20 protein-coding genes are annotated in these 18,022 nt (G+C 48.3%); 4 read left to right on the top strand and 16 right to left on the bottom strand.

Translation table 11 applies throughout. The features are described from left to right. Positions 1-74: 74 nt before the first annotated feature. The 12 genes from hemB to rraA all read right to left on the bottom strand — a co-directional run bounded on the left by hemB (position 75) and on the right by rraA (position 10,797). Positions 75-1,085: a porphobilinogen synthase gene (gene hemB, locus K0H60_RS18695; RefSeq protein ID WP_011624289.1), complete on the bottom strand. Its 1,011-nt coding sequence runs from the start codon at positions 1,083-1,085 to the stop codon at positions 75-77. Between the two features lie 9 nt (positions 1,086-1,094). After that, positions 1,095-2,972 (bottom strand): sensor domain-containing diguanylate cyclase, encoded by a 1,878-nt coding sequence (locus K0H60_RS18690; RefSeq protein WP_220056675.1) that lies wholly within the window; start codon positions 2,970-2,972, stop codon positions 1,095-1,097. Then, entirely contained in the window at positions 2,965-3,768 is an 804-nt protein-coding gene (locus tag K0H60_RS18685; RefSeq protein ID WP_220056674.1) for a TatD family hydrolase, read from the bottom strand. Before K0H60_RS18685 ends, K0H60_RS18690 begins: the two co-directional genes overlap by 8 nt. Beyond that, positions 3,768-4,304: a hypothetical protein gene (locus K0H60_RS18680; RefSeq protein WP_220056673.1), complete on the bottom strand. Its 537-nt coding sequence runs from the start codon at positions 4,302-4,304 to the stop codon at positions 3,768-3,770. The genes K0H60_RS18685 and K0H60_RS18680 overlap by 1 nt, the downstream gene beginning before the upstream one ends. A gap of 41 nt (positions 4,305-4,345) precedes the next feature. After that, positions 4,346-5,095, bottom strand: a complete 750-nt coding sequence (gene tatC / locus K0H60_RS18675) for a twin-arginine translocase subunit TatC (protein WP_220056672.1) — start codon at positions 5,093-5,095, stop codon at positions 4,346-4,348. A gap of 3 nt (positions 5,096-5,098) precedes the next feature. Continuing rightward, positions 5,099-5,542 carry a Sec-independent protein translocase protein TatB gene (gene tatB / locus K0H60_RS18670; protein ID WP_220056671.1) on the bottom strand — a complete coding sequence of 148 codons (444 nt, stop codon included), beginning with the start codon at positions 5,540-5,542 and terminating at the stop codon, positions 5,099-5,101. A 6-nt stretch (positions 5,543-5,548) separates the two neighbouring features. Beyond that, complete coding sequence (gene tatA / locus K0H60_RS18665; protein WP_011718485.1) at positions 5,549-5,806, bottom strand: Sec-independent protein translocase subunit TatA; 258 nt, start codon at positions 5,804-5,806, stop codon at positions 5,549-5,551. A 59-nt stretch (positions 5,807-5,865) separates the two neighbouring features. After that, positions 5,866-7,515, bottom strand: coding sequence for a ubiquinone biosynthesis regulatory protein kinase UbiB (gene ubiB / locus K0H60_RS18660; protein WP_220056670.1), 1,650 nt, complete (start codon positions 7,513-7,515; stop codon positions 5,866-5,868). Beyond that, the gene (locus K0H60_RS18655) at positions 7,512-8,132 is read right to left on the bottom strand and encodes a ubiquinone biosynthesis accessory factor UbiJ (protein WP_109287961.1); all 621 of its coding nucleotides are present in this window, start codon (positions 8,130-8,132) and stop codon (positions 7,512-7,514) included. The genes ubiB and K0H60_RS18655 overlap by 4 nt, the downstream gene beginning before the upstream one ends. Further along, a complete protein-coding gene (gene ubiE / locus K0H60_RS18650; protein WP_011624280.1) occupies positions 8,132-8,887 on the bottom strand; it encodes a bifunctional demethylmenaquinone methyltransferase/2-methoxy-6-polyprenyl-1,4-benzoquinol methylase UbiE in 756 nt (251 codons plus the stop codon). Before ubiE ends, K0H60_RS18655 begins: the two co-directional genes overlap by 1 nt. 244 nt (positions 8,888-9,131) lie before the next feature. After that, positions 9,132-10,181, bottom strand: a complete 1,050-nt coding sequence (locus K0H60_RS18645; RefSeq protein WP_220056669.1) for a formimidoylglutamase — start codon at positions 10,179-10,181, stop codon at positions 9,132-9,134. A 130-nt stretch (positions 10,182-10,311) separates the two neighbouring features. After that, the gene (rraA, locus tag K0H60_RS18640; protein WP_011624278.1) at positions 10,312-10,797 is read right to left on the bottom strand and encodes a ribonuclease E activity regulator RraA; all 486 of its coding nucleotides are present in this window, start codon (positions 10,795-10,797) and stop codon (positions 10,312-10,314) included. A gap of 323 nt (positions 10,798-11,120) precedes the next feature. On the opposite strand from rraA, the gene K0H60_RS18635 reads away from it, so the two are divergent. The 4 genes from K0H60_RS18635 (at position 11,121) to K0H60_RS18620 (ending at position 15,029) form a co-directional block, all read left to right on the top strand. After that, positions 11,121-11,369, top strand: a complete 249-nt coding sequence (locus K0H60_RS18635; RefSeq protein WP_011073879.1) for a YgjV family protein — start codon at positions 11,121-11,123, stop codon at positions 11,367-11,369. A gap of 357 nt (positions 11,370-11,726) precedes the next feature. Beyond that, positions 11,727-12,239 carry a phosphatase PAP2 family protein gene (locus K0H60_RS18630; protein ID WP_220056668.1) on the top strand — a complete coding sequence of 171 codons (513 nt, stop codon included), beginning with the start codon at positions 11,727-11,729 and terminating at the stop codon, positions 12,237-12,239. Positions 12,240-12,312: 73 nt separating this feature from the next. After that, entirely contained in the window at positions 12,313-13,353 is a 1,041-nt protein-coding gene (locus K0H60_RS18625) for an MJ1255/VC2487 family glycosyltransferase (protein WP_220056667.1), read from the top strand. Positions 13,354-13,493: 140 nt separating this feature from the next. Continuing rightward, a complete protein-coding gene (locus tag K0H60_RS18620; protein WP_220056666.1) occupies positions 13,494-15,029 on the top strand; it encodes an alpha/beta hydrolase in 1,536 nt (511 codons plus the stop codon). Between the two features lie 55 nt (positions 15,030-15,084). On the opposite strand, the gene K0H60_RS18615 is transcribed toward K0H60_RS18620, so the two are convergent. The 4 genes from K0H60_RS18615 to K0H60_RS18600 form a co-directional block, all read right to left on the bottom strand. Then, the gene (locus K0H60_RS18615) at positions 15,085-15,522 is read right to left on the bottom strand and encodes an energy transducer TonB (protein WP_220056665.1); all 438 of its coding nucleotides are present in this window, start codon (positions 15,520-15,522) and stop codon (positions 15,085-15,087) included. Positions 15,523-15,616: 94 nt separating this feature from the next. Further along, complete coding sequence (locus K0H60_RS18610) at positions 15,617-16,228, bottom strand: DedA family protein (protein WP_220056664.1); 612 nt, start codon at positions 16,226-16,228, stop codon at positions 15,617-15,619. Positions 16,229-16,401: 173 nt separating this feature from the next. After that, positions 16,402-17,322 carry a manganese-dependent inorganic pyrophosphatase gene (locus tag K0H60_RS18605; protein WP_220056663.1) on the bottom strand — a complete coding sequence of 307 codons (921 nt, stop codon included), beginning with the start codon at positions 17,320-17,322 and terminating at the stop codon, positions 16,402-16,404. Between the two features lie 143 nt (positions 17,323-17,465). After that, positions 17,466-17,927 carry a NanQ anomerase/TabA/YiaL family protein gene (locus K0H60_RS18600; protein WP_188871644.1) on the bottom strand — a complete coding sequence of 154 codons (462 nt, stop codon included), beginning with the start codon at positions 17,925-17,927 and terminating at the stop codon, positions 17,466-17,468. Between the last annotated feature and the right edge of the window lie 95 nt (positions 17,928-18,022).

The following is an 18,022-nucleotide window of genomic DNA, read 5'->3' as shown; positions in this document are numbered from 1 at the left end:
AGAGCTTTGTTCGAGCCAATAAAAAGGGCAGCGTATGGCTGCCCTTTATGCTTAGAATTAGTTTCTAAACTCGATTATTTAGCTTCTTTTAGCCACTGTGCTGCACGTTTGGCAAAGTAGGTTAGGATGCCATCTGCGCCAGCGCGTTTGAAGCATAGCAGCGATTCCATGACGATGGCCTTTTCTGCTAACCAACCATTTTGAATGGCTGCCATATGCATGGCATATTCGCCACTTACTTGGTAAGCGAAGGTAGGCACAGCTAATTCGGTTTTTACGCGGTGAACGATATCTAGGTAAGGCATACCAGGCTTCACCATCACCATGTCTGCGCCTTCTTGGATGTCTAGCGCAACTTCATGCAGCGCTTCATCGCTGTTGGCCGGATCCATTTGATAGCTATGTTTATTCCCACCTTTTAGGTTGCCTGCTGAACCGACGGCATCACGGAAGGGACCATAGTAGCTTGAGGAGTATTTGGCTGAATAAGCCATGATTTGGGTGTTTACATGCCCTGCTGCTTCGAGCGCTTGGCGGATTGCACCAATACGACCATCCATCATGTCCGATGGGGCAACAATGTCTGCGCCCGCTTCGGCGTGGGACAGGGCTTGTTTCACTAAGATCTCCGTGGTGATGTCATTCAGGATGTAGCCTGTTTCATCGATAATGCCGTCTTGACCATGGGTGGTGAAAGGATCTAAGGCCACGTCAGTCATGATACCCAGCTGTGGGAAGGCCTTTTTCAGTTCACGCACGGCGCGCTGCACTAAAGCATCGGCATTGTAGGCCTCTTCTGCCATCAGCGATTTCTTCTCTGCTGGCGTAACTGGGAACAGGGCAATTAACGGAATACCGAGCTCGACGAGCTCTTCGGCTTCTTTTAACAGTAAGTCGATAGAGTAGCGCTCAACCCCTGGCATAGAGGCGACTTTTTCACTGCGATTAGTGCCTTCAAGCACAAACATGGGATAGATCAAGTCATTGACTGTTAGATGGTTTTCAGCCATCAGGCGACGGCTAAAGTCATGTTTACGCATGCGGCGCATTCTGCGCTGAGGGAAGGCACTGGTAATGATGTTCACATTAGACTCCTAAGTAGGTTCTGTTTGTGCTGGCGCATACAATTTGACTTGATTGCGTCCGCTATTTTTTGCCTGATAGAGCGCCTTGTCGGCTTGCTCTAATAATTCGGTACTGTGTTGGTCGTTACTGATCACGTCGGCACTGACACCGATACTCACGGTCAAGGGAATGGGCTTTCCTTCCCATTCTAGGCCGATGCTAGTCACTGCATCTCTTATGCTTTCAGCGACTTGAATGGCGCCGTCCGCAGTTGTATTGGGGAGAATAATAGCAAACTCTTCACCACCAAAACGTGATACTAGATCGGTTGGTCGTTTTAAATGTTGCTGCAAGGTTGTCGCAATCACTTTTAAGGCCTGATCCCCTGCTAGGTGGCCGAATTGATCGTTAATCGATTTAAATCGGTCGATATCCAGCATCAGTAAGGCGATGGGGGTTTCTTGGCGACGGCTGATCCGGCTCTCGGCGAGTAGTCGTTTATCAAAGGCGCTGCGGTTTTTCACGCCGGTTAAGCTATCGATAGTGCTCTGTTCGGTAAGTTTTTGATTAACTTCATGCAATTCGCGCAGAGTGATCTCAAGCTCTAATGTGCGCTCCTGCACCATCTGTTCGAGTCTTTCATTGGTTTCCGCTTCCACTTTCAAGGCTTCCTCACGGGCACTACGGATCTTTTGTGCTTGCTTGAGGGCTTCCTGTTGAATGCGGAGCTTAGATTTGCGCTCATCGTTATAGCGGATAGCGAGGACCAGCGACATAAAGATGATTTCGAAGGTGAGCCCAAGCATCACCGGCGTTTGCGGCTTGATATTGAACTCGATAACACTCAAATAGAGTAGGCTGCTGATGCAGGCGCCAGTAAGCATACTCACCCAGCCGATGGTATAGAGCTTTGCCAGCTTTTGGCCGTTAATGGCTTGTATGATGGCGAGTATCATCATGATGATGCTGAGTATCGCTACCGAGATTATCTCGATATACAGCACGGTTCCGTAGCGCAAAAAGGGGACTAAAAGCCCAACAAGAATAATGTAGACCGCGCTGTAGCGGCACATTAATAACATCCGACGGTTATAGTATTTCAGTTGCAGGATTTTCTCGGTGAACATTAAAGCAAAGGCCATCACCAGAGGTAACAGCACGGGAACCATCAGTTGCTGTAACGCTGGCCAATTGGGCCAGAGAAAACGGAATGCATAACCATTGATCGTGGCCACTAATAGCGTCATGCACAGGACATAACCTGAGTAATAGCTATAGCTGAATGAACCAGAGGCCAAGGCGATAAACAGACTGAAAATCCCTATCGCGGCGAGCACGCCGAGCTGAAAGCCATGCTCAACGGCTGTCGATTCGGCAATTTGAGCTAAATCATTGGCTGACCAAAGGCTGAGAGGTACTGCCGCACTGCCTTCGGTAACGATATGCAGATAGAAGGTATGTTGCTCATTGCTGCTTAGTTTAAAAGGATACAGAAAGATATTGCTCGGCAGTGGGCGGTTCTTATAGAGCAGTGTATCCCCCATCTCTGTGGTGTTGATGAGCTGATTATTCACCAAATGGAAGATGGTCACTCTATCCAATAACGGATTATCGAGGGCGAGAATGCGTGCAAGACTCTCATCACCACTCGTAAGATTTACTCTCAGCCAAAAATCATGTTGGCTGAGGCGTTGAATATCATCACTGGTAAACTTGTGCCATTGCGACTTGGGTAACGCCTGAATATCGCCTAGCTGAGGGTTAGCATTGGAGTGCGTCACCATCAACCACGGGGTTAGGTTTAGTGGTGTAGGCGTGTGCTCATCTATGCTCATCGTATTGGCAAAGCTGCCAAATGATATGAGCATACCGAGTAACAAAACCAATAGGCTGCCGAACTTAGCCATTCGCTTGACTCAAATTAAAAAAGGCTAGGCTATTTTGATAGCACTGTCTGGCAAATTCGGCCGCATTTTCACCCCGCAGATTTGCAATATATTGCGCGATATAGGGCAAGTACTCGGGTTTATTTTTACTGGACTTAGGTTTGGGCCGCATACTGCGTGGCAGCAGGTAAGGGCTATCCGTTTCAATCAATAAACGCTCTTTCGGAATAAACGGGACGAGCTCGGCAAGTTCCTGGCCGCGCCTCTCATCACATACCCATCCTGTAATGCCTAGATGTAGATCGAGCTCAATATAGGCTTCCATCTGGGCATGTGTGCCAGTGAAGCAATGCAGTAATGCTCCGCTGAGATGGGGGCGGTATTCTTTAACAATACTTAAAAAATCAGCGTGGGCATCTCGTTCATGCATGAGTACCGGTTTTTTGAGTTCAACCGCGAGTTCGAGTTGGTCGATAAACGCTTGGCGCTGGGCTGGGCGAGGGGAAAAGTCCCGATTGTAGTCTAGTCCACATTCACCGACGGCAATGACTTGTGGCGCTTGGCAGAGTGTGGTTTGTAACTGTTTGGAGTTCGCCTGCCATTCGCTAGCATGGTGGGGATGTACGCCTGCGGTGCAGTAAAGCTGTTTGGGATACTGTTGGCATAATTGAATGGCGGCGGCGCTTTCTGTTAAATCGCTGCCAATAACAATTAACGGCGAAACCCCTTGGTCCGCCGCTGCTTGTACGATTTGCGCTATGTCTGGTTCGAGTGCGCTGCCAAGCAAGTTGACAGCGATATCTATATAAGATGACATTATTTTAGGCGCTTTACCCTCACCTTAGCATTACGACTTTCAGTGCCCATTAAGAAAGATCCAAGCGCGGCTTTTTCGATAAATACTTTTTCACCGACTTTTAGATTGAATTTACGGTTTTCGGTTTGTTTCCAAATTTGGCCATTGGTAAAGGTAATCTTTAACGCGCCGTAGGCATCTTCTGCAATTGACTCCACATCGAGATAAATCTTGTCGGTCGTATTCTCTTGGACGCGTTTAACTTCCATACCGAAATTATCTTCGACATTGGTCGCAGCAGCTGCAACTGCAACAGGAGCAGCACTCGCCACAGCTGCAGGGGTTGCTGCTGGTGTGACAACGGGGGCGACCGCTATCGGTGCCGTAGTGTTATTGGTCACTGTGGTGACTTGAATGCTTGCCGCGAGGTTGTCATAACATACCAAGCGCTCGAGCTTGTCCGTTATCCCTGCGCATTGAGTTAATTGCTGCTCAATCGCGGCATTAGCCTGTGCAGATATCAGTAACACTGCACCAGTCAGTAGAGTAAAACGCATCCCAGTTTCCTTATTATTTTCCTCTAATGCCGATTAAGACATTAGTCGTTCGTTGATTCTTCTTCGTCGGATTCGTCATCAGGTTTACTGTAAAAACGAGCCGCAAATAATCCGCCTTCGAACAATAACAGCATTGGTACGGCAAGCATAGTCTGGGAGATAACATCCGGTGGCGTTAACAGCATGCCCACTACGAATGCGCCGACAATGATATAAGGGCGTTTTTGTTTGAGATCTTCAGGCGTGGTGACGCCCGCCCAGCAAAGCAGGACTACGGCAACCGGGATTTCAAAGGATAGGCCAAAGGCAAAAAACAATTTCAGCACAAAGTCGAGATAGCTGCTGATGTCGGTTGCTACCTGCACTCCCTCGGGGGCCGTGTTGGCAAAGAAGCCAAATACAACAGGGAATACAACGAAATATGCAAAGGCGATCCCTAAGTAAAACAGCACTGTGCTACTGAAGAGTAGCGGCATGACTAAGCGTTTTTCATGCTTATACAAACCGGGCGCCACGAAGGACCAAATTTGATAGAGCACGTAGGGTACTGCCACAAAAAAAGACAGGACTAACGTCAGTTTGAAAGGGGCGAAGAAAGGTGCGGCGACATCGGTCGCAATCATGCTGCCACCTAAGGGCAAAGACTGCATTAAAGGGATTGCCATGTAGTGGTAAATATCATTTGCCCAATACACGCTACAAATGAACACGATTAACACACTGGCAATGGATTTAAGCAGCTTGGACCTGAGTTCAAGCAAATGGCTGATAAGTGGCTGCTGTTGCGACATGAATTATCCGTTAGCTTTCGGGTTGGAACGGGTATCCTCGCCCTGATTGGATTCGCTAGTGGGGGCGGAGGAAGCCATAGGACTCGCCTCTGTAGAAACACTCTGGCTCGCAGGGTTGTGGATCTGGTTTTCCGGTGCGGGAACATCTTGCACTTGGTAAGGACGATTCACAGACTGTGCTGCTTGCTTTAACTGGTCGATCGACTCTTGCAGTTCAGGTGAGAGGTTAGATAGACCTTTACTCTCTGCTTTTTTGAGGTCGGCGTGCAACTGCTCGATCTTTAGCTCTTGCTCAAGTTCTTCTTTGACTGAGTTGGCCATGCGTTTCATCGCGCGGATCCAACCTGTTACTGAACGTACTGCAACCGGTAGACGTTCGGGGCCAAGTACCACAAGCCCCAGAACACCGATCAGCAGCAGCTCCATAAAGCCGATACCGTCAAACATAAAGAGTTACGCCTGTTCTTTGTTAGACTCAGGTTTCTTTTCAGTCGCCTGTTGGGTTGGTTGTGCAGTTTGTGCTGTTTGCACTGATTTTGCTGCTTCAGCATCTTCTAACGCTTTTTTATCTTCGTCTGAAGACATAGCGTTTTTAAAGCCCTTAACAGCACCACCTAAATCACCACCCAAAGAGCGTAATTTCTTTGTTCCAAACAATAAGACAACGATTAACGCGATGATAAGAAGTTGCCAAATACTAATGCCACCCATGAAGGTATCCTCTTAATTGATATCGGTTCTATTATGAACCTCTGATTAATTAGTGCTAGCTAAAATTTACGATTCTTTGGCCTAGATCGCCATCCGATAATCCACAACACCGCGCCTGAAATCAGACACACGTAAGGGCTCCACAGTGTAGCGTCTTGGTTGAACAATAACGTGCCGCAGATCAATAAAATTGCAGAAGTGATGAGCAAGTAATTACTCTTGTGTGCTTGCTGCTGATATTTCAGATACTTATCTAGCATTTGTTGCTGAGAACTCAGCAATTTCCTGCCTAATTTAAGGTTATCGTAAATTAGCTCAGGGAATTCCGGAAGCTTATCAGACCAATATGGCAGTTTTGTGGATACCTTTTTAAACATTGCCTTAGGGCCCACTTGCTCGGCCATCCACTGTTCTAAAAAGGGTTTCGCCGTTTGCCAGAGATCCAGCTGCGGGTAGAGCTGACGTCCTAAGCCTTCGATATAGAGTAATGTCTTCTCCAGCAGCACGAGCTGCGGCTGCACGACGATATCGAAGTGGCGTGCGGTGCGGAACAGTTCTAATAACACATGGCCGAAGGAAATTTCATCTAAGGGCTTGTTAAACATAGGTTCACAAACGACTTTGATGGCTTGTTCGAAGGCTTGTAGATCGGTTTTTTCCGATACCCAACCCGATTCGATATACAGCTGCGCGATACGATGGTAATCACGATTGAAAAACGCGAGGAAGTTTTCCGCTAAATAGCGCTTATCGACTTCGCTGAGTGTGCCCATAATGCCGCAATCAAGGCCGATATAATAAGGATTCTCGGGATGCTCGCGGGAGATAAAAATATTCCCAGGATGCATATCGGCATGGAAAAAGTTATCGCGGAACACTTGGGTGAAAAACAGCTCCACGCCACGCTCGGCCAAGAGTTTAAAGTTAGTGCCCTGTGCCTTCAGTGCGGCGATATCCGACACCGGAATACCGTAAATGCGCTCCATCACCATTAAACGTGGATAGCAAAACTCTTCGTAGACATACGGAATATAAAGCGCATCTGAGTCGAGGAAGTTATTGCGCAGCTTAATGGCATTGAGTGCCTCAAGCTTAAGATTGAGCTCACCTAGAATGGTCACACGGTAATCTTCAATCACCTCAGAGGGGCGCAGACGATTCCCCTCACCGAGGAGATAATCGATGACCTTAGCCGTTTGCGACATCAACAGCAGATCGGCTTGGATTTTAGTTTCTACATTCGGGCGCAGCACTTTTAAGACCACGGCCTTGCCGTTGGATTTGAGCGTGGCGGTATGCACTTGCGAAATCGAGGCTGAGGCTAAGGGGGTTTCGTCAAAGTCGTCGAAGTAGCTCTCGATGGGGGCTTTAAGTTCGGCTTCAATCGCCTGACGCGCCAAGGCGCCATCGAAGGGCGGGACTTTATCCTGCAACATGGCAAGTTCATTGGCCCACTCATCGCTGAGTAAGTCACGGCGGGTTGACAGCATTTGCCCGAGCTTAATATACACAGGGCCAAGCTCTTGCATCGCCAGCTTTAAACGCTCGCCACCGGATTTACCTTTGTGCTTATTGCGGATCCAAAACAGGCTGTTGCGGGCGAGTTTAAAGTACCAAGGGGTCATCTTTGGCGGTAATACGTCATCTAACCCATATTGCAGTATGGTTTTAATGACATGATAACCGCGGCGGATACTGGCAAGGGTCATGGCTTAATTTGGTCTCTTAATTTGGCAATCCGTTGTTCGAGCGCACGAGTGTCGTCAACTAAGTCATCCATTTGATCGCGAAAATGAATGAGTTCAATCCGGTGTGGCGCAAGGCGATATTCTTCGATAGCGAGTTGCCCCAAATGCGAGCGGGTCTTACGCAGCACTTCAAGAGCTAAGGTTTTGGCCTGTAGTCCCGTGCTCAGCAGTTTATGGGTTGGCCCATCGCCTAAATAGCGCGACAGTGGCTCGGCAAAATCAAACTCTATGCTACGCAGATAATGGCTGAAGCTTTGTAACAGATTGAGGTCACCTTCGAGGCTGAGCTTATCCTGTTTGATGAGTTCGGTGAGGTTAGCACCTTCTGTCACGCGGTAGAGCGTCGTAGCATCGGCATGCAAACTGACATCCACATCGCCTTCATAGCGACTCAGCACTTGGATTTCTTTGGCGAAGACCAAGTAAATTGGCCAGCTGAGTTGTGATAATTGAATGCGAAAGACTTTGCCATGTAACTGACGCTGGCGAGCATAGGCGTCGCCAGCTTGGGTCTGAAGTTGCTTCAGACCCGTCTCAATGGCGGCGCAGGCAAGTAACACCACTTCTTGCGGCATCATTAGAATTTATAACCGCGGTGCAGGGCAACAATACCGTCGGTCATGTTGGTGTAATCGACCTGTTCAAAGCCCGCATCGACCATCATTTGCTTGAGGGTCTCTTGGTCTGGGTGCATACGAATCGACTCGGCTAAATACTCATAGCTGTCGGCGTCTTTAGTAATGATTTCACCCATTTTCGGCAGTACTTTAAAGCTATATAAGTCATAGACTTTACGCATCAACTCGTGCTGTGGCTTAGAAAACTCTAACACTAACAACTTACCGCCTGGCTTAAGCACGCGGTTCATTGAACGCAGCGCCGCGTCTTTATCGGTCACGTTACGCAGACCAAAGGCGATAGTGATGATATCGAAGTGGTTATCGGGGAAGGGCAGCGCTTCGGCGTTGGCTTGCACATAGCTCACATTGCCAACGATGCCGCGGTCACGCAGTTTAGTGCGGCCCACTTTCAGCATAGAATCGTTGATATCCGCTAATACCACTTCGCCTTTTTCGCCCACTAAATGGGAGAACTTAGCGGTTAAATCGCCAGTTCCACCTGCAAGGTCGAGTACTTTCATGCCGGGGCGCGCGCCAGAAACTTCGATTGTGTAACGCTTCCAAAAACGGTGAATACCGAAGGACATAACGTCATTCATGATATCGTACTTGGCGGCAACCGAATGAAACACGCCGGCAACGAGATCGGCCTTTTTATCCGCCTCTACGGTTTTATAACCAAAGTGGGTATTTTTAGATTCGCCCTCAGACATCAATGTATTCCTATTGTTTTGCAAAGTATTAGTGGCGAGTGTAAGCCATCGCCTGCATTTGCTGAATCTTTGATCTATCACTCTGTGATCGAGTTAGTAAACTCTCCTCAAGGCGTTGGCTTGAGGCGTTTGGCATTGGCCAATGTTGAGCGCGCCGACCCGATAAAATGGACAGGCATTAGACCACAATATCAGGATTTGGTGAATAGCTTCGCGCCCATGAGGGCGCAACCACAGTATTCAATTAAGCTAGAAATTGGCTGCGAGCCTGCACATAGGCGTAAATTAGCTCGCTGATACTCTGGCCGACATCCCTAAATCCGGCCTCTATGCCTGCCTCGTGGCAGCTTGGCGCTGCTTCTGCTAAGTGCAAATAGGCGCAGGGGCAGTGACTTGCAATATAACTGACATAATGGGCGGCATCGAGCAGCGGAATACCCGCCGCAGTCGATGCACTGCTGGGCATTTTTGCAATGGCATCGACATCGAGCTCTAATCCAACGGGCAGGGCTGTATGATTGAGTTTGCCGGCAATCTCCTGCAGCGCCTCAGTGAGGCTCACTTCGCGGCGCACCCAGATCTGTTGCAGGCTATGCCAAGTGCCACCAAAGTCAGACAGTTGCTGTAAATTTGCCTCGCTGTTTTTCAGCTCGTGTAAGCCGAGCACATGGTAATAACCCAGCGCGCCGCGATCGGCGGCATAACTAAAGCCGTTACCGCTGTGGCGCCCTTCGAGTAGACGGAAATCACTGTGCGGATCTAAATTCACCGCGGCAACTTGGCGTTGATAATGGGCCGAAGTCGCCATTAACAGGCCATAGGCATTGTTGTGGCCGCCGCCAATCACTATGGGCTCAAGCCCTGCGGCTTGTATGGCGCTAACGATGCTAATCACCCGTTCATCGAGTTGCTCAACCGCTTGGCGTAAATGGGGTAGGCTTGCGCCTTCGCCGTCCTGCGCCTGTAATTGCAGATCCGCCGTATGAACTTGCCCTAAAATCAGGCATTCGGCGCCCGAAAGAAAACGATTCGACTGTAAATTCAACCATTGGCGCATGCTGGTGGTAAAGGCATCGGTGGCACCGCCTCTGCCTAAGTTTGCCCGTGGACCGATATCTTCCCCGACACCCAGAATGGCAAATTGCGCCCCGTGGGCTTTGGCTGTGGCAAGTATCGCCTCGAGCGGATGTTCGTGATTGGCCAAATGCACACATTGACCAATTTTGGTTTCACCCGCTCTTGGGCTCACTAAGCTGGCCACATCGGCTTGAGTAAATGGAATAAATTCAGACATGGATTCGTATTCTTATCGGTAGGGACTGGGATATTGTGGCGTACCCAAGGACGAATATTCAATGGGACTTAGCGAAAAACAGCCAATAAAAAAGCCAGCTTAGCTGGCTTTCTTGATAGGTAATTTGTCATTACTCAATGTCGAGTGGTTCTGGCGACAGGATAATGCCAGTGTTGTCGGCATAGATATGATCGCCAGGGAGGAAGGTTACGCCGCCAAAGTTGACCGGAATTTCCACTTCGCCCACAGAATTGCCATCGGCACCTACTGGAATCGAGGCAAGGGCTTGAATGCCGATGTCTAACTCTTCCAGTGCATCCACATCGCGTACTGAACCGTAAACGATAATGCCTTCCCAGTTGTTGTTGACTGCGATTTCAGCGATAGAAGCATCAATCAGGGCGCGGCGTAATGAGCCACCACCGTCAACCAGTAAGACTTTACCTTGGCCATCTTCTTGTAAGACCTCGGTGATTAGGCCGTTGTCTTCAAAGCACTTAATCGTGCTGATAGAACCGCCAAAAGAGCTACAACCACCGTAGTTACTGAACATGGGCTCGACTACATCTACGACATCTAAGTACATGTCACATAGTTCTGAGGTGTTGTATTCCATATTTACACTCCTATTGATCCGCGTTGCGTACAGTTTAGCGAGTTTACGCCAGTATAAAAGGGATTACTGAAAAGAAAAGTGTTATCAATCACGGTATTGTTGCACTTGGGGGTTAACACTTCTGTTGTAAACTTTCGTCACTTAACAGGGGTTTGTCCTCAAAACTTGATATTGGTCATTAAATAACGGTTTTTTATTACAACTCTGTTGCATGTTTTGGTATTATATCCCAAGTTTAAATTAACTTACTTAACTTAATTTGCTTTAGGGGCAAGGACCCCCCGTTACGCTTATGGACGGTAGAGGGCCTTCGAGAGGTGCCTATGGAAGCTGTAAACACAATTGAAATTATTGGTTATTTTGCCTCAGTGATGGTGGCAATTTCACTTATGATGAAGAACATCATCTGGTTAAGATGGTTAAACTTTGTCGGCTGTACCCTGTTTGTAATCTACGGCGTATTTATTTCAGCCTGGCCAGTTGCAGGTATGAACGCTTTCGTAGCCTGTATTAATATCTATCATCTGACGAAAATTTACCGCGCCAAAGCGTTGGAACAAGCCGTCGCTTGAAGGTTTTCTGACAGTGTTGCCCGAGCTTAGCATCAGGGCAGCACTGTATCTCCCGGCACGTTTTCCTTAATCTTTGCAGTCATTACTTCATCCCTCGCGATTCATTCCCTCTGCGCTAGTGTCATAAAACTTTAGGCCTGATGTCACTTTGCCGTCATCGGGAGTTCTTAGTCTCACCTTAACACTGAGTACTTAAGCAATATCTGTTTAAGTCGCCATAGGGTTTAGCGTGGGGTTCTATCGTGAAATAGTCGTCTGACAGGGCGTTAAAATATGCAGACGCTAACGGTTGTCGAGAGAATGCACTCATTAACATCGCCATGATACTCGCTGGCATGCCAGCAAGGAGCCTGTTTTATGTTGAGTTACATTACAGACTTAGATAAGCGCATGTTTTATCGCATTGTAGGTTTGAGCCAACGTCACGGTGTTTATGACTGGGCGAAGCGGATATCGGCAACTGGAGATGGGCATGTGTATTTGTATCTTGCCGTCGGGTTGATGCTGACACACTCCCAAGGACAGAGCCTGTTCAATCTGCTGTTGGCGAGTTTTTTGATTGAATTGCCGCTGTACTTATTACTCAAAAATAGCATTCGCCGCACTCGGCCCTGCCACGCCTTGGTTGGGTTTGAGAAGGGATTCGAACCTTCAGACCGATTCAGCCTACCTTCGGGGCACACGGCGGCCGCCTTTGTGATGGCCACGAGTGTGGCGCAGGTGTATCCCGTGGCTGCGCCTCTTGCTTACCTGTGGGCACTTTGTATTGGTGCCTCACGCATTGCGCTAGGGGTGCATTATCCTTCAGATATTGCTGCCGGCGCCCTGTTAGGCGCAGGGGCTGTGCTGCTGGTACATCCCGTAATTTAACCTAAATCAGGCGCTTATTCGTTGGATATCTCCTTGATTCACCACTCTTTCATTCACAGTTAAAGGATAAGCAATGCGAATACTCTACGGAGTTCAAGGCACAGGGAATGGCCACCTAAGTCGTGCTCGAGTGATGGCAAAAGCCTTAATTGAGCACAATATTCAAGTCGACTTTTTGTTTTCAGGGCGTAAGCCTGAGCATTTTTTCGATATGGAGTGTTTTGGGGAGTATCGCGTACAGGCGGGAATGACCTTTGCAACCTACTCTGGGCGGGTGAATGTGCCACAAACGGTAAGACAAAATTGCTCCTTGTCATTGCTTAAGGATATCCAAGCATTAGATTTGAGTTGCTATGACCTAGTACTGAATGATTTTGAACCCGTATCCGCATGGGCGGCGAGGCGCCAAGGAGTCCCCTCCATTGGGATAAGTCATCAAGCGGCCTTGACGCATCCTGTGCCTAAGTTGGGAAGCACTTGGTTTAATGAGTTACTACTCAACTATTTTGCGCCAGTAGATGTGGCTCTGGGGTGTCATTGGCATCATTTTGGTTTTCCGATCCTACCTCCCTTTGTTGAAGTCGATGCTAGTCCGATTGAACATACCCATCAAATCTTGGTGTATTTACCCTTCGAAGAGGCGGATGCGATCGCCGCATTTTTTAAGCCATTTACGGATTATCAGTTCTTGGTGTATCACGCTAAGCAGCCGACGGCACCGCTCGCCGACCATATTCAATGGCATGGTTTTAACCGTGACGGCTTTAAACAGCACTTAGCTAGCTGCGGTGGGGTGATTGGTAATGCCGGATTTGAGCTGGCGAGCGAGGCGCTGACCTTAGGGAAAAAATTGTTGGTCAAGCCGCTGATTGGTCAATTTGAACAGTTGTCGAACGTGGCCGCGCTCCAATTATTGGGCGCAGGTGACAGTATGATGAGTCTGGATACGGGCGTGGTCAAACGTTGGCTCAAGGCGGCATCGCCAAATCCAATTGCCTATCCACAGGTGGGCGATGCCTTAGTGAAATGGATTTGCAGCGGTCAGTGGCAACATACCGCGCCATTGTGTGATGACCTTTGGAGTCAAGTGAAGCTGCCCGACACCTGGCGCTAACTCGAGCTAAGCTTGATGATAAAAGGCGTCCTCGGCTCTAGCTGGAAATTTGGGGTTAGCGTATAATTTGGCCAATTTTGCTGTTAGCCCCAGCAGCGTGTCTATATTGGCCTAGTCTGGCCACAATTTAGTTGTCATAAATGAGCCTTAAGAAGTTTACTCAGTACAAGCTACTGTTTTTAATGTTGTTGTCCCTCGGTATTTTACTTCCTTTTATTCCTGACCAAGCCTATCACATCCCCGGCCCTGATATTGCTACGCAAAATCTGCATGTGATTGAATTTAACGATCAAGGTCAGCCACACAACGATGGACAATGGCAAGGGCTCAAGGCGCGGATTTTACAACCCAATAATGGCACGGCCCCCGAACTGCTGATTTTTGTCCACGGCTGGCACCACAGTGCAAATCCGACGGACGAAAACTTTGTCGCGTTCGAGCAGTTTTATCAGCAGATGGCGGCATCCGACTCCCAGCGAAATCTATTGGGTTTATACATAGGCTGGCGAGGCGACAAGCTGGACCCCTTCTGGCTCGATGGCTCAGAAGATGCTACCAGTTGGATTGAACCGCTGGATTTTCCGACCATTTTACAGCGTAAAGCCGTGGCCAAGCGCATAGGGCAAACTGGGCTATCGCAGTTGCTGGATAAGCTGGATGTGTTAGTCGCTGAGCATCAATTACTGCGTTATACCGTGATTGGTCACAGCCTTGGCGGCTTAGTGGTGTTACATGCCAGTAAAGATAGAATCAAGGCGGCCATCGATAATGAGCAGGATAACCCGAATCTTTTCTTACTGTTAAACCCCGCTGCGCCAGCGCAGGATTTTAAGCCACTTGATACTCTGATGAGCCTAGATAGACAAAAACCGAGTATGGTGGTGCTGCAATCTAAGGGCGATTTTGCGGTAAAAGAGGCCTTTAATTACATCAAGGACGGCGAGCGGGCGCTGGGTAACTCTTGGGCTATTACCCACGATATCGATAAATGCTCTGGCGGTAATTGTTCGACCCCGATGAAGATGCCCTCTGCATTAATGGCTCACGATCAAATTCCAGGTTGTATGATGACCTTGCCGCATTCGGGCTGGAAAATTCGTGCTCGCCTGCAGGCGCGGCGCAGCGTGCAAACCTGTCCTGACGCCAATATGCAGGCAGTATGGGTGCTGGCCGTGTCCGATGAAATTGTCTCTGGGCATAATGGTATTTTAACGCCTGACCACGCCAAGGCGCTGTCCGAGGTGATGGGCATGATTGATTTGTATCGAAATCAACTGCCTAAACATGCGGTTGAAAGCCCTGCGAATGAAGATTTAGCGACGTTGGCGCCCGACTCTGAGGCAAAAAATACCAGCGATACACAAACCAGTACCCCAGCAGAACCCGTGGTGTTAGTCGAGCCATTACCTGAAGGCGAACAACCTAAGCCACAAGAGGCTCAAGCACCGAGTGAGGTGAGTCCCCCAGTTACGCCGCCACAAGCCGATGAACAAACACAGCCGCAAGCGACAGATGGTAAACCGAGTGAAGTTGATGATAAGACCAAACAAGAGATAACTGAGTCCACGGACAAGCAATCAATAATCAATGCCGAACCTCAACCTCAGAAAAATACTTCTAACGAGATTCAGTCGAATGAACCGACTCAGCCTCAACCTAAGGTCAAGACTGAGTAAATCGGGAGATGTGATTGCCTGCTCATGCAGCGAGAGCCGTTAACGCTGGATAAATTTAGCTACAGGCGAGCTGAGCTTGTTGTTTACATTGTTTTTCTGACTCAGCGGAAGAAATCTCTCCAAGGCAAAAGTCCAGTCTGACAGTGCGTTTCTCGGCGGTTTTTGCTGTGGACGTGGGCGTCCATTTCCACTCTTTAAGTATTTGTCTTGAATATCTGCCAATCGCATTATTGGGGATAGAATTGATGACTTCGATATTTTCAGTGTCACCCGTCTCGGAAATGTCGAAAGACAACACAGTACAACCCGCTATGCGTGAACGCGCGAGTTCTATTGGGTATTGGGGTTGCTGTGTATTGTCGCGTTCCCAAACAAAATCGCTGCTTGGGCTAATATTGGTGACTTGTACATCGCCATAAATATGCTTAGTTAATGCTAAGCATGGGGGAGTAAGCAGTAAAAGGGCGAGTGCGCCCCAAGCTGAAGATTTCATCTACGCTCCTTGTTTATTCACTATCCGTTTGGTTTAGAAGGGAAACCTAGCAGCCTCACTTTATCTGAAAAAAACAGCGTTTGTCATATACTTTTTACTGATTTTTAACCTGCCATTTACGCCAGCTAAAATGAAGGAAAAGGACTAAAAGCAGGCTAACGATCGCCCATGTAGGGTATTTATGTTGATGATAAAACGTGAGAATAGGGGCGATTTCATCGCGGATTAATACTGGGCCTAAGCCAAAAAGCGTTACCCAAATGCTGGTGGCGAGTAGGTTGCCCATCACGAATTGCTTAAAGGGCATCTTGGCTAGGCCGCAGCCAATAAACATAAACTGCTTAAGCCCTTCGACAAAACGGCTGAGCACTAAGGCTGCAATGCCATACTGGCCAATCACACTGTGGATCTTGTCCTCAAGCTGCGGCTTTATCCAACCTTTTCGCAGTAATACCTCACCGAAGCGGCGACCGATAAAGTAGCCCAAACTGTTGCCACTCAGGGCGGCTGCGTAGGCAACGATGAGGACTAATGGCAGCGACATTTGCCCCGTAGCAGCGAGTAAACTGGCAACAATCAGTAAGGATTGTCCCGGTGCAGGAATCCCAAATCCCTCGACGGCAATGGCCACGAACAGCAGTAGATAACCGTATTGCTGCAACCAAGGTGTCATTTCGGTGATCAGGTGTTGTAAGGCTTCTGGCATGATGAAAACAGAGTGCGAGAATGAATCATCCCATATTACTCGGCACAGCCAAATTTAGGATAGCTTTATGAGCAAAGTTTCATGCCGATTTTATGGTGGTGACTAAATCGAAGGCACAAAACAAAAAAGCCGAACTGAGCTCGGCTTTTTATGCATGACAACTTAATGGTCGCTTAAGCGAAAGCAGCCTGCAGTTGTGGCACAACTTGCTTCTTACGGCTTAATACGCCGTCTAACCATACTTTACCATCGACTGGGGTTTTGCCGTAGGCACGGTTAACCAGATCGGCATCGTCAGAAACTACTAACAGCTCTGAGCCTTCTTTCATAATGTCGGTCAGCAGTAACAGTACGCTGTGACGGTTGCCTTCAACCTTCAGGGCTTTGATATCGGCTTCCAGCTCGGCTTTGATTGAGTCAAATACTGACAGATCAATCACTTCTAACTGGCCGATACCCACTAAGTTACCGTTCATGTTGAAGTCTTTAAAGTCGCGCATCACGAGATCGCGTGCTGGCGTGCCTTCAACAGCCGATTTTACCTTGAACATTTCCATGCCCAGCGCTTTAAAGTCTTCAACGCCTGCGATTTCGGCCAATGCTTCAACGCAGCGAATGTCAGCTGTAGTGCAGGTTGGTGATTTGAAGATCACTGTGTCGCTCAGAATGGCGCACATCATGATGCCAGCGATATTTTTGGGGATGGCAACTTGGTGGAAGTCGTACATCATCTTAATAACTGTGTTGCTGCAACCAACAGGGCGGATCCAGCACTCTAAAGGCGTGTCGGTCGTCAGATCGCCTAATTTGTGGTGATCCACAATACCTACGATAGTCGCTTGAGCGATATCGTCCGGTGCTTGAGTCAGTTCAGAGTGGTCAACAATGTAGACCTGCTCGCCAGCATAGCTGGTTTTGTATTCTGGCGCTTCAAAGCCAAAACGCTTCAGAATGAAAGCAGTTTCGGGTGATAATTCACCTAAACGTGCGGCAACGGCTTCTTCACCGATTTGGTTTTTTAAATAAGCTAACGCGATAGCACCGCAGATTGAATCAGAATCGGGGATTTTGTGACCGACAACGTACATAGGCATTTCAGGGACTCTCCTTTAAATTTGTGGCAATTTTAACAATATTTCGCCCGATTCGGAAATAGCCAAAGCGCATATCACTGCGCCCTTAAGTCGCTATTCCACTAAAAACCGACCGCTGGCTGTGGTCATCATTCACACAGCTGTTAGATCTTCACTTTAATCACGACTTTACGCACCGCAGTCGGTGTATCACTCGTGCCGGGCATATGCATATCGCCGGGGAAAAATAATGCGAACATACCCGCCTTTAGTTGTATGTAGGAGGCGTTGGCTTTATTCGACTCGTAATCGAACTCGGCGTAATCGTGCTTTTCGAAATAAGGTTTTGATGGGGTTTGGTCGACCAATGGTAGATAGCCAAACTCTTCTTCGCCGCTGACCACATACTGCACATCGATGTATTTTTGATGCACTTCAAAGGGTTCGGTCGATTGTGGTTTGGTGTGGTAATCGTTGACTATCACGAAAATATCTTCGCCATCGAGGGGATAATTGCCAACGGGCAATTGGCTAAAGTCAGTGCTGGCAAGATGCGCTAATGCCGTGGCAATGCGTGGGCTGAGTGATTGATAAATATGGCGATTAGCTAAGGTATCGACAATCATGGGGTACTCGATATGGCGTAAGTAAATGAGTGAATTGTAAAGATTATAATCAGTTCACCGCCGTTAGAACATAAGCGATAGACATAAAAAAACAG

The organism is Shewanella mangrovisoli, assembly GCF_019457635.1.
GTDB classification, from domain to species: domain Bacteria; phylum Pseudomonadota; class Gammaproteobacteria; order Enterobacterales; family Shewanellaceae; genus Shewanella; species Shewanella mangrovisoli.
The sequence above is the reverse complement of the archived record's forward strand: the minus strand, read 5'-3'. Positions and strand labels throughout refer to the sequence as shown.

Bases quoted from the DNA above. Each gene is read 5' to 3' on its own strand.
- K0H60_RS18690 (WP_220056675.1), bottom strand. From the start codon at position 2,972: ATGGCTAAGTTCGGCAGCCTATTGGTTTTGTTACTCGGTATGCTCATA.
- K0H60_RS18685 (WP_220056674.1), bottom strand. From the start codon at position 3,768: ATGTCATCTTATATAGATATCGCTGTCAACTTGCTTGGCAGCGCACTC.
- K0H60_RS18680 (WP_220056673.1), bottom strand. From the start codon at position 4,304: ATGCGTTTTACTCTACTGACTGGTGCAGTGTTACTGATATCTGCACAG.
- tatC (WP_220056672.1), bottom strand. From the start codon at position 5,095: ATGTCGCAACAGCAGCCACTTATCAGCCATTTGCTTGAACTCAGGTCC.
- tatB (WP_220056671.1), bottom strand. From the start codon at position 5,542: ATGTTTGACGGTATCGGCTTTATGGAGCTGCTGCTGATCGGTGTTCTG.
- tatA (WP_011718485.1), bottom strand. From the start codon at position 5,806: ATGGGTGGCATTAGTATTTGGCAACTTCTTATCATCGCGTTAATCGTT.
- ubiB (WP_220056670.1), bottom strand. From the start codon at position 7,515: ATGACCCTTGCCAGTATCCGCCGCGGTTATCATGTCATTAAAACCATA.
- K0H60_RS18655 (WP_109287961.1), bottom strand. From the start codon at position 8,132: ATGATGCCGCAAGAAGTGGTGTTACTTGCCTGCGCCGCCATTGAGACG.
- ubiE (WP_011624280.1), bottom strand. From the start codon at position 8,887: ATGTCTGAGGGCGAATCTAAAAATACCCACTTTGGTTATAAAACCGTA.
- K0H60_RS18645 (WP_220056669.1), bottom strand. From the start codon at position 10,181: ATGTCTGAATTTATTCCATTTACTCAAGCCGATGTGGCCAGCTTAGTG.
- rraA (WP_011624278.1), bottom strand. From the start codon at position 10,797: ATGGAATACAACACCTCAGAACTATGTGACATGTACTTAGATGTCGTA.
- K0H60_RS18635 (WP_011073879.1), top strand. From the start codon at position 11,121: ATGGAAGCTGTAAACACAATTGAAATTATTGGTTATTTTGCCTCAGTG.
- K0H60_RS18630 (WP_220056668.1), top strand. From the start codon at position 11,727: ATGTTGAGTTACATTACAGACTTAGATAAGCGCATGTTTTATCGCATT.
- K0H60_RS18625 (WP_220056667.1), top strand. From the start codon at position 12,313: ATGCGAATACTCTACGGAGTTCAAGGCACAGGGAATGGCCACCTAAGT.
- K0H60_RS18620 (WP_220056666.1), top strand. From the start codon at position 13,494: ATGAGCCTTAAGAAGTTTACTCAGTACAAGCTACTGTTTTTAATGTTG.
- K0H60_RS18615 (WP_220056665.1), bottom strand. From the start codon at position 15,522: ATGAAATCTTCAGCTTGGGGCGCACTCGCCCTTTTACTGCTTACTCCC.
- K0H60_RS18610 (WP_220056664.1), bottom strand. From the start codon at position 16,228: ATGCCAGAAGCCTTACAACACCTGATCACCGAAATGACACCTTGGTTG.
- K0H60_RS18605 (WP_220056663.1), bottom strand. From the start codon at position 17,322: ATGCCTATGTACGTTGTCGGTCACAAAATCCCCGATTCTGATTCAATC.
- K0H60_RS18600 (WP_188871644.1), bottom strand. From the start codon at position 17,927: ATGATTGTCGATACCTTAGCTAATCGCCATATTTATCAATCACTCAGC.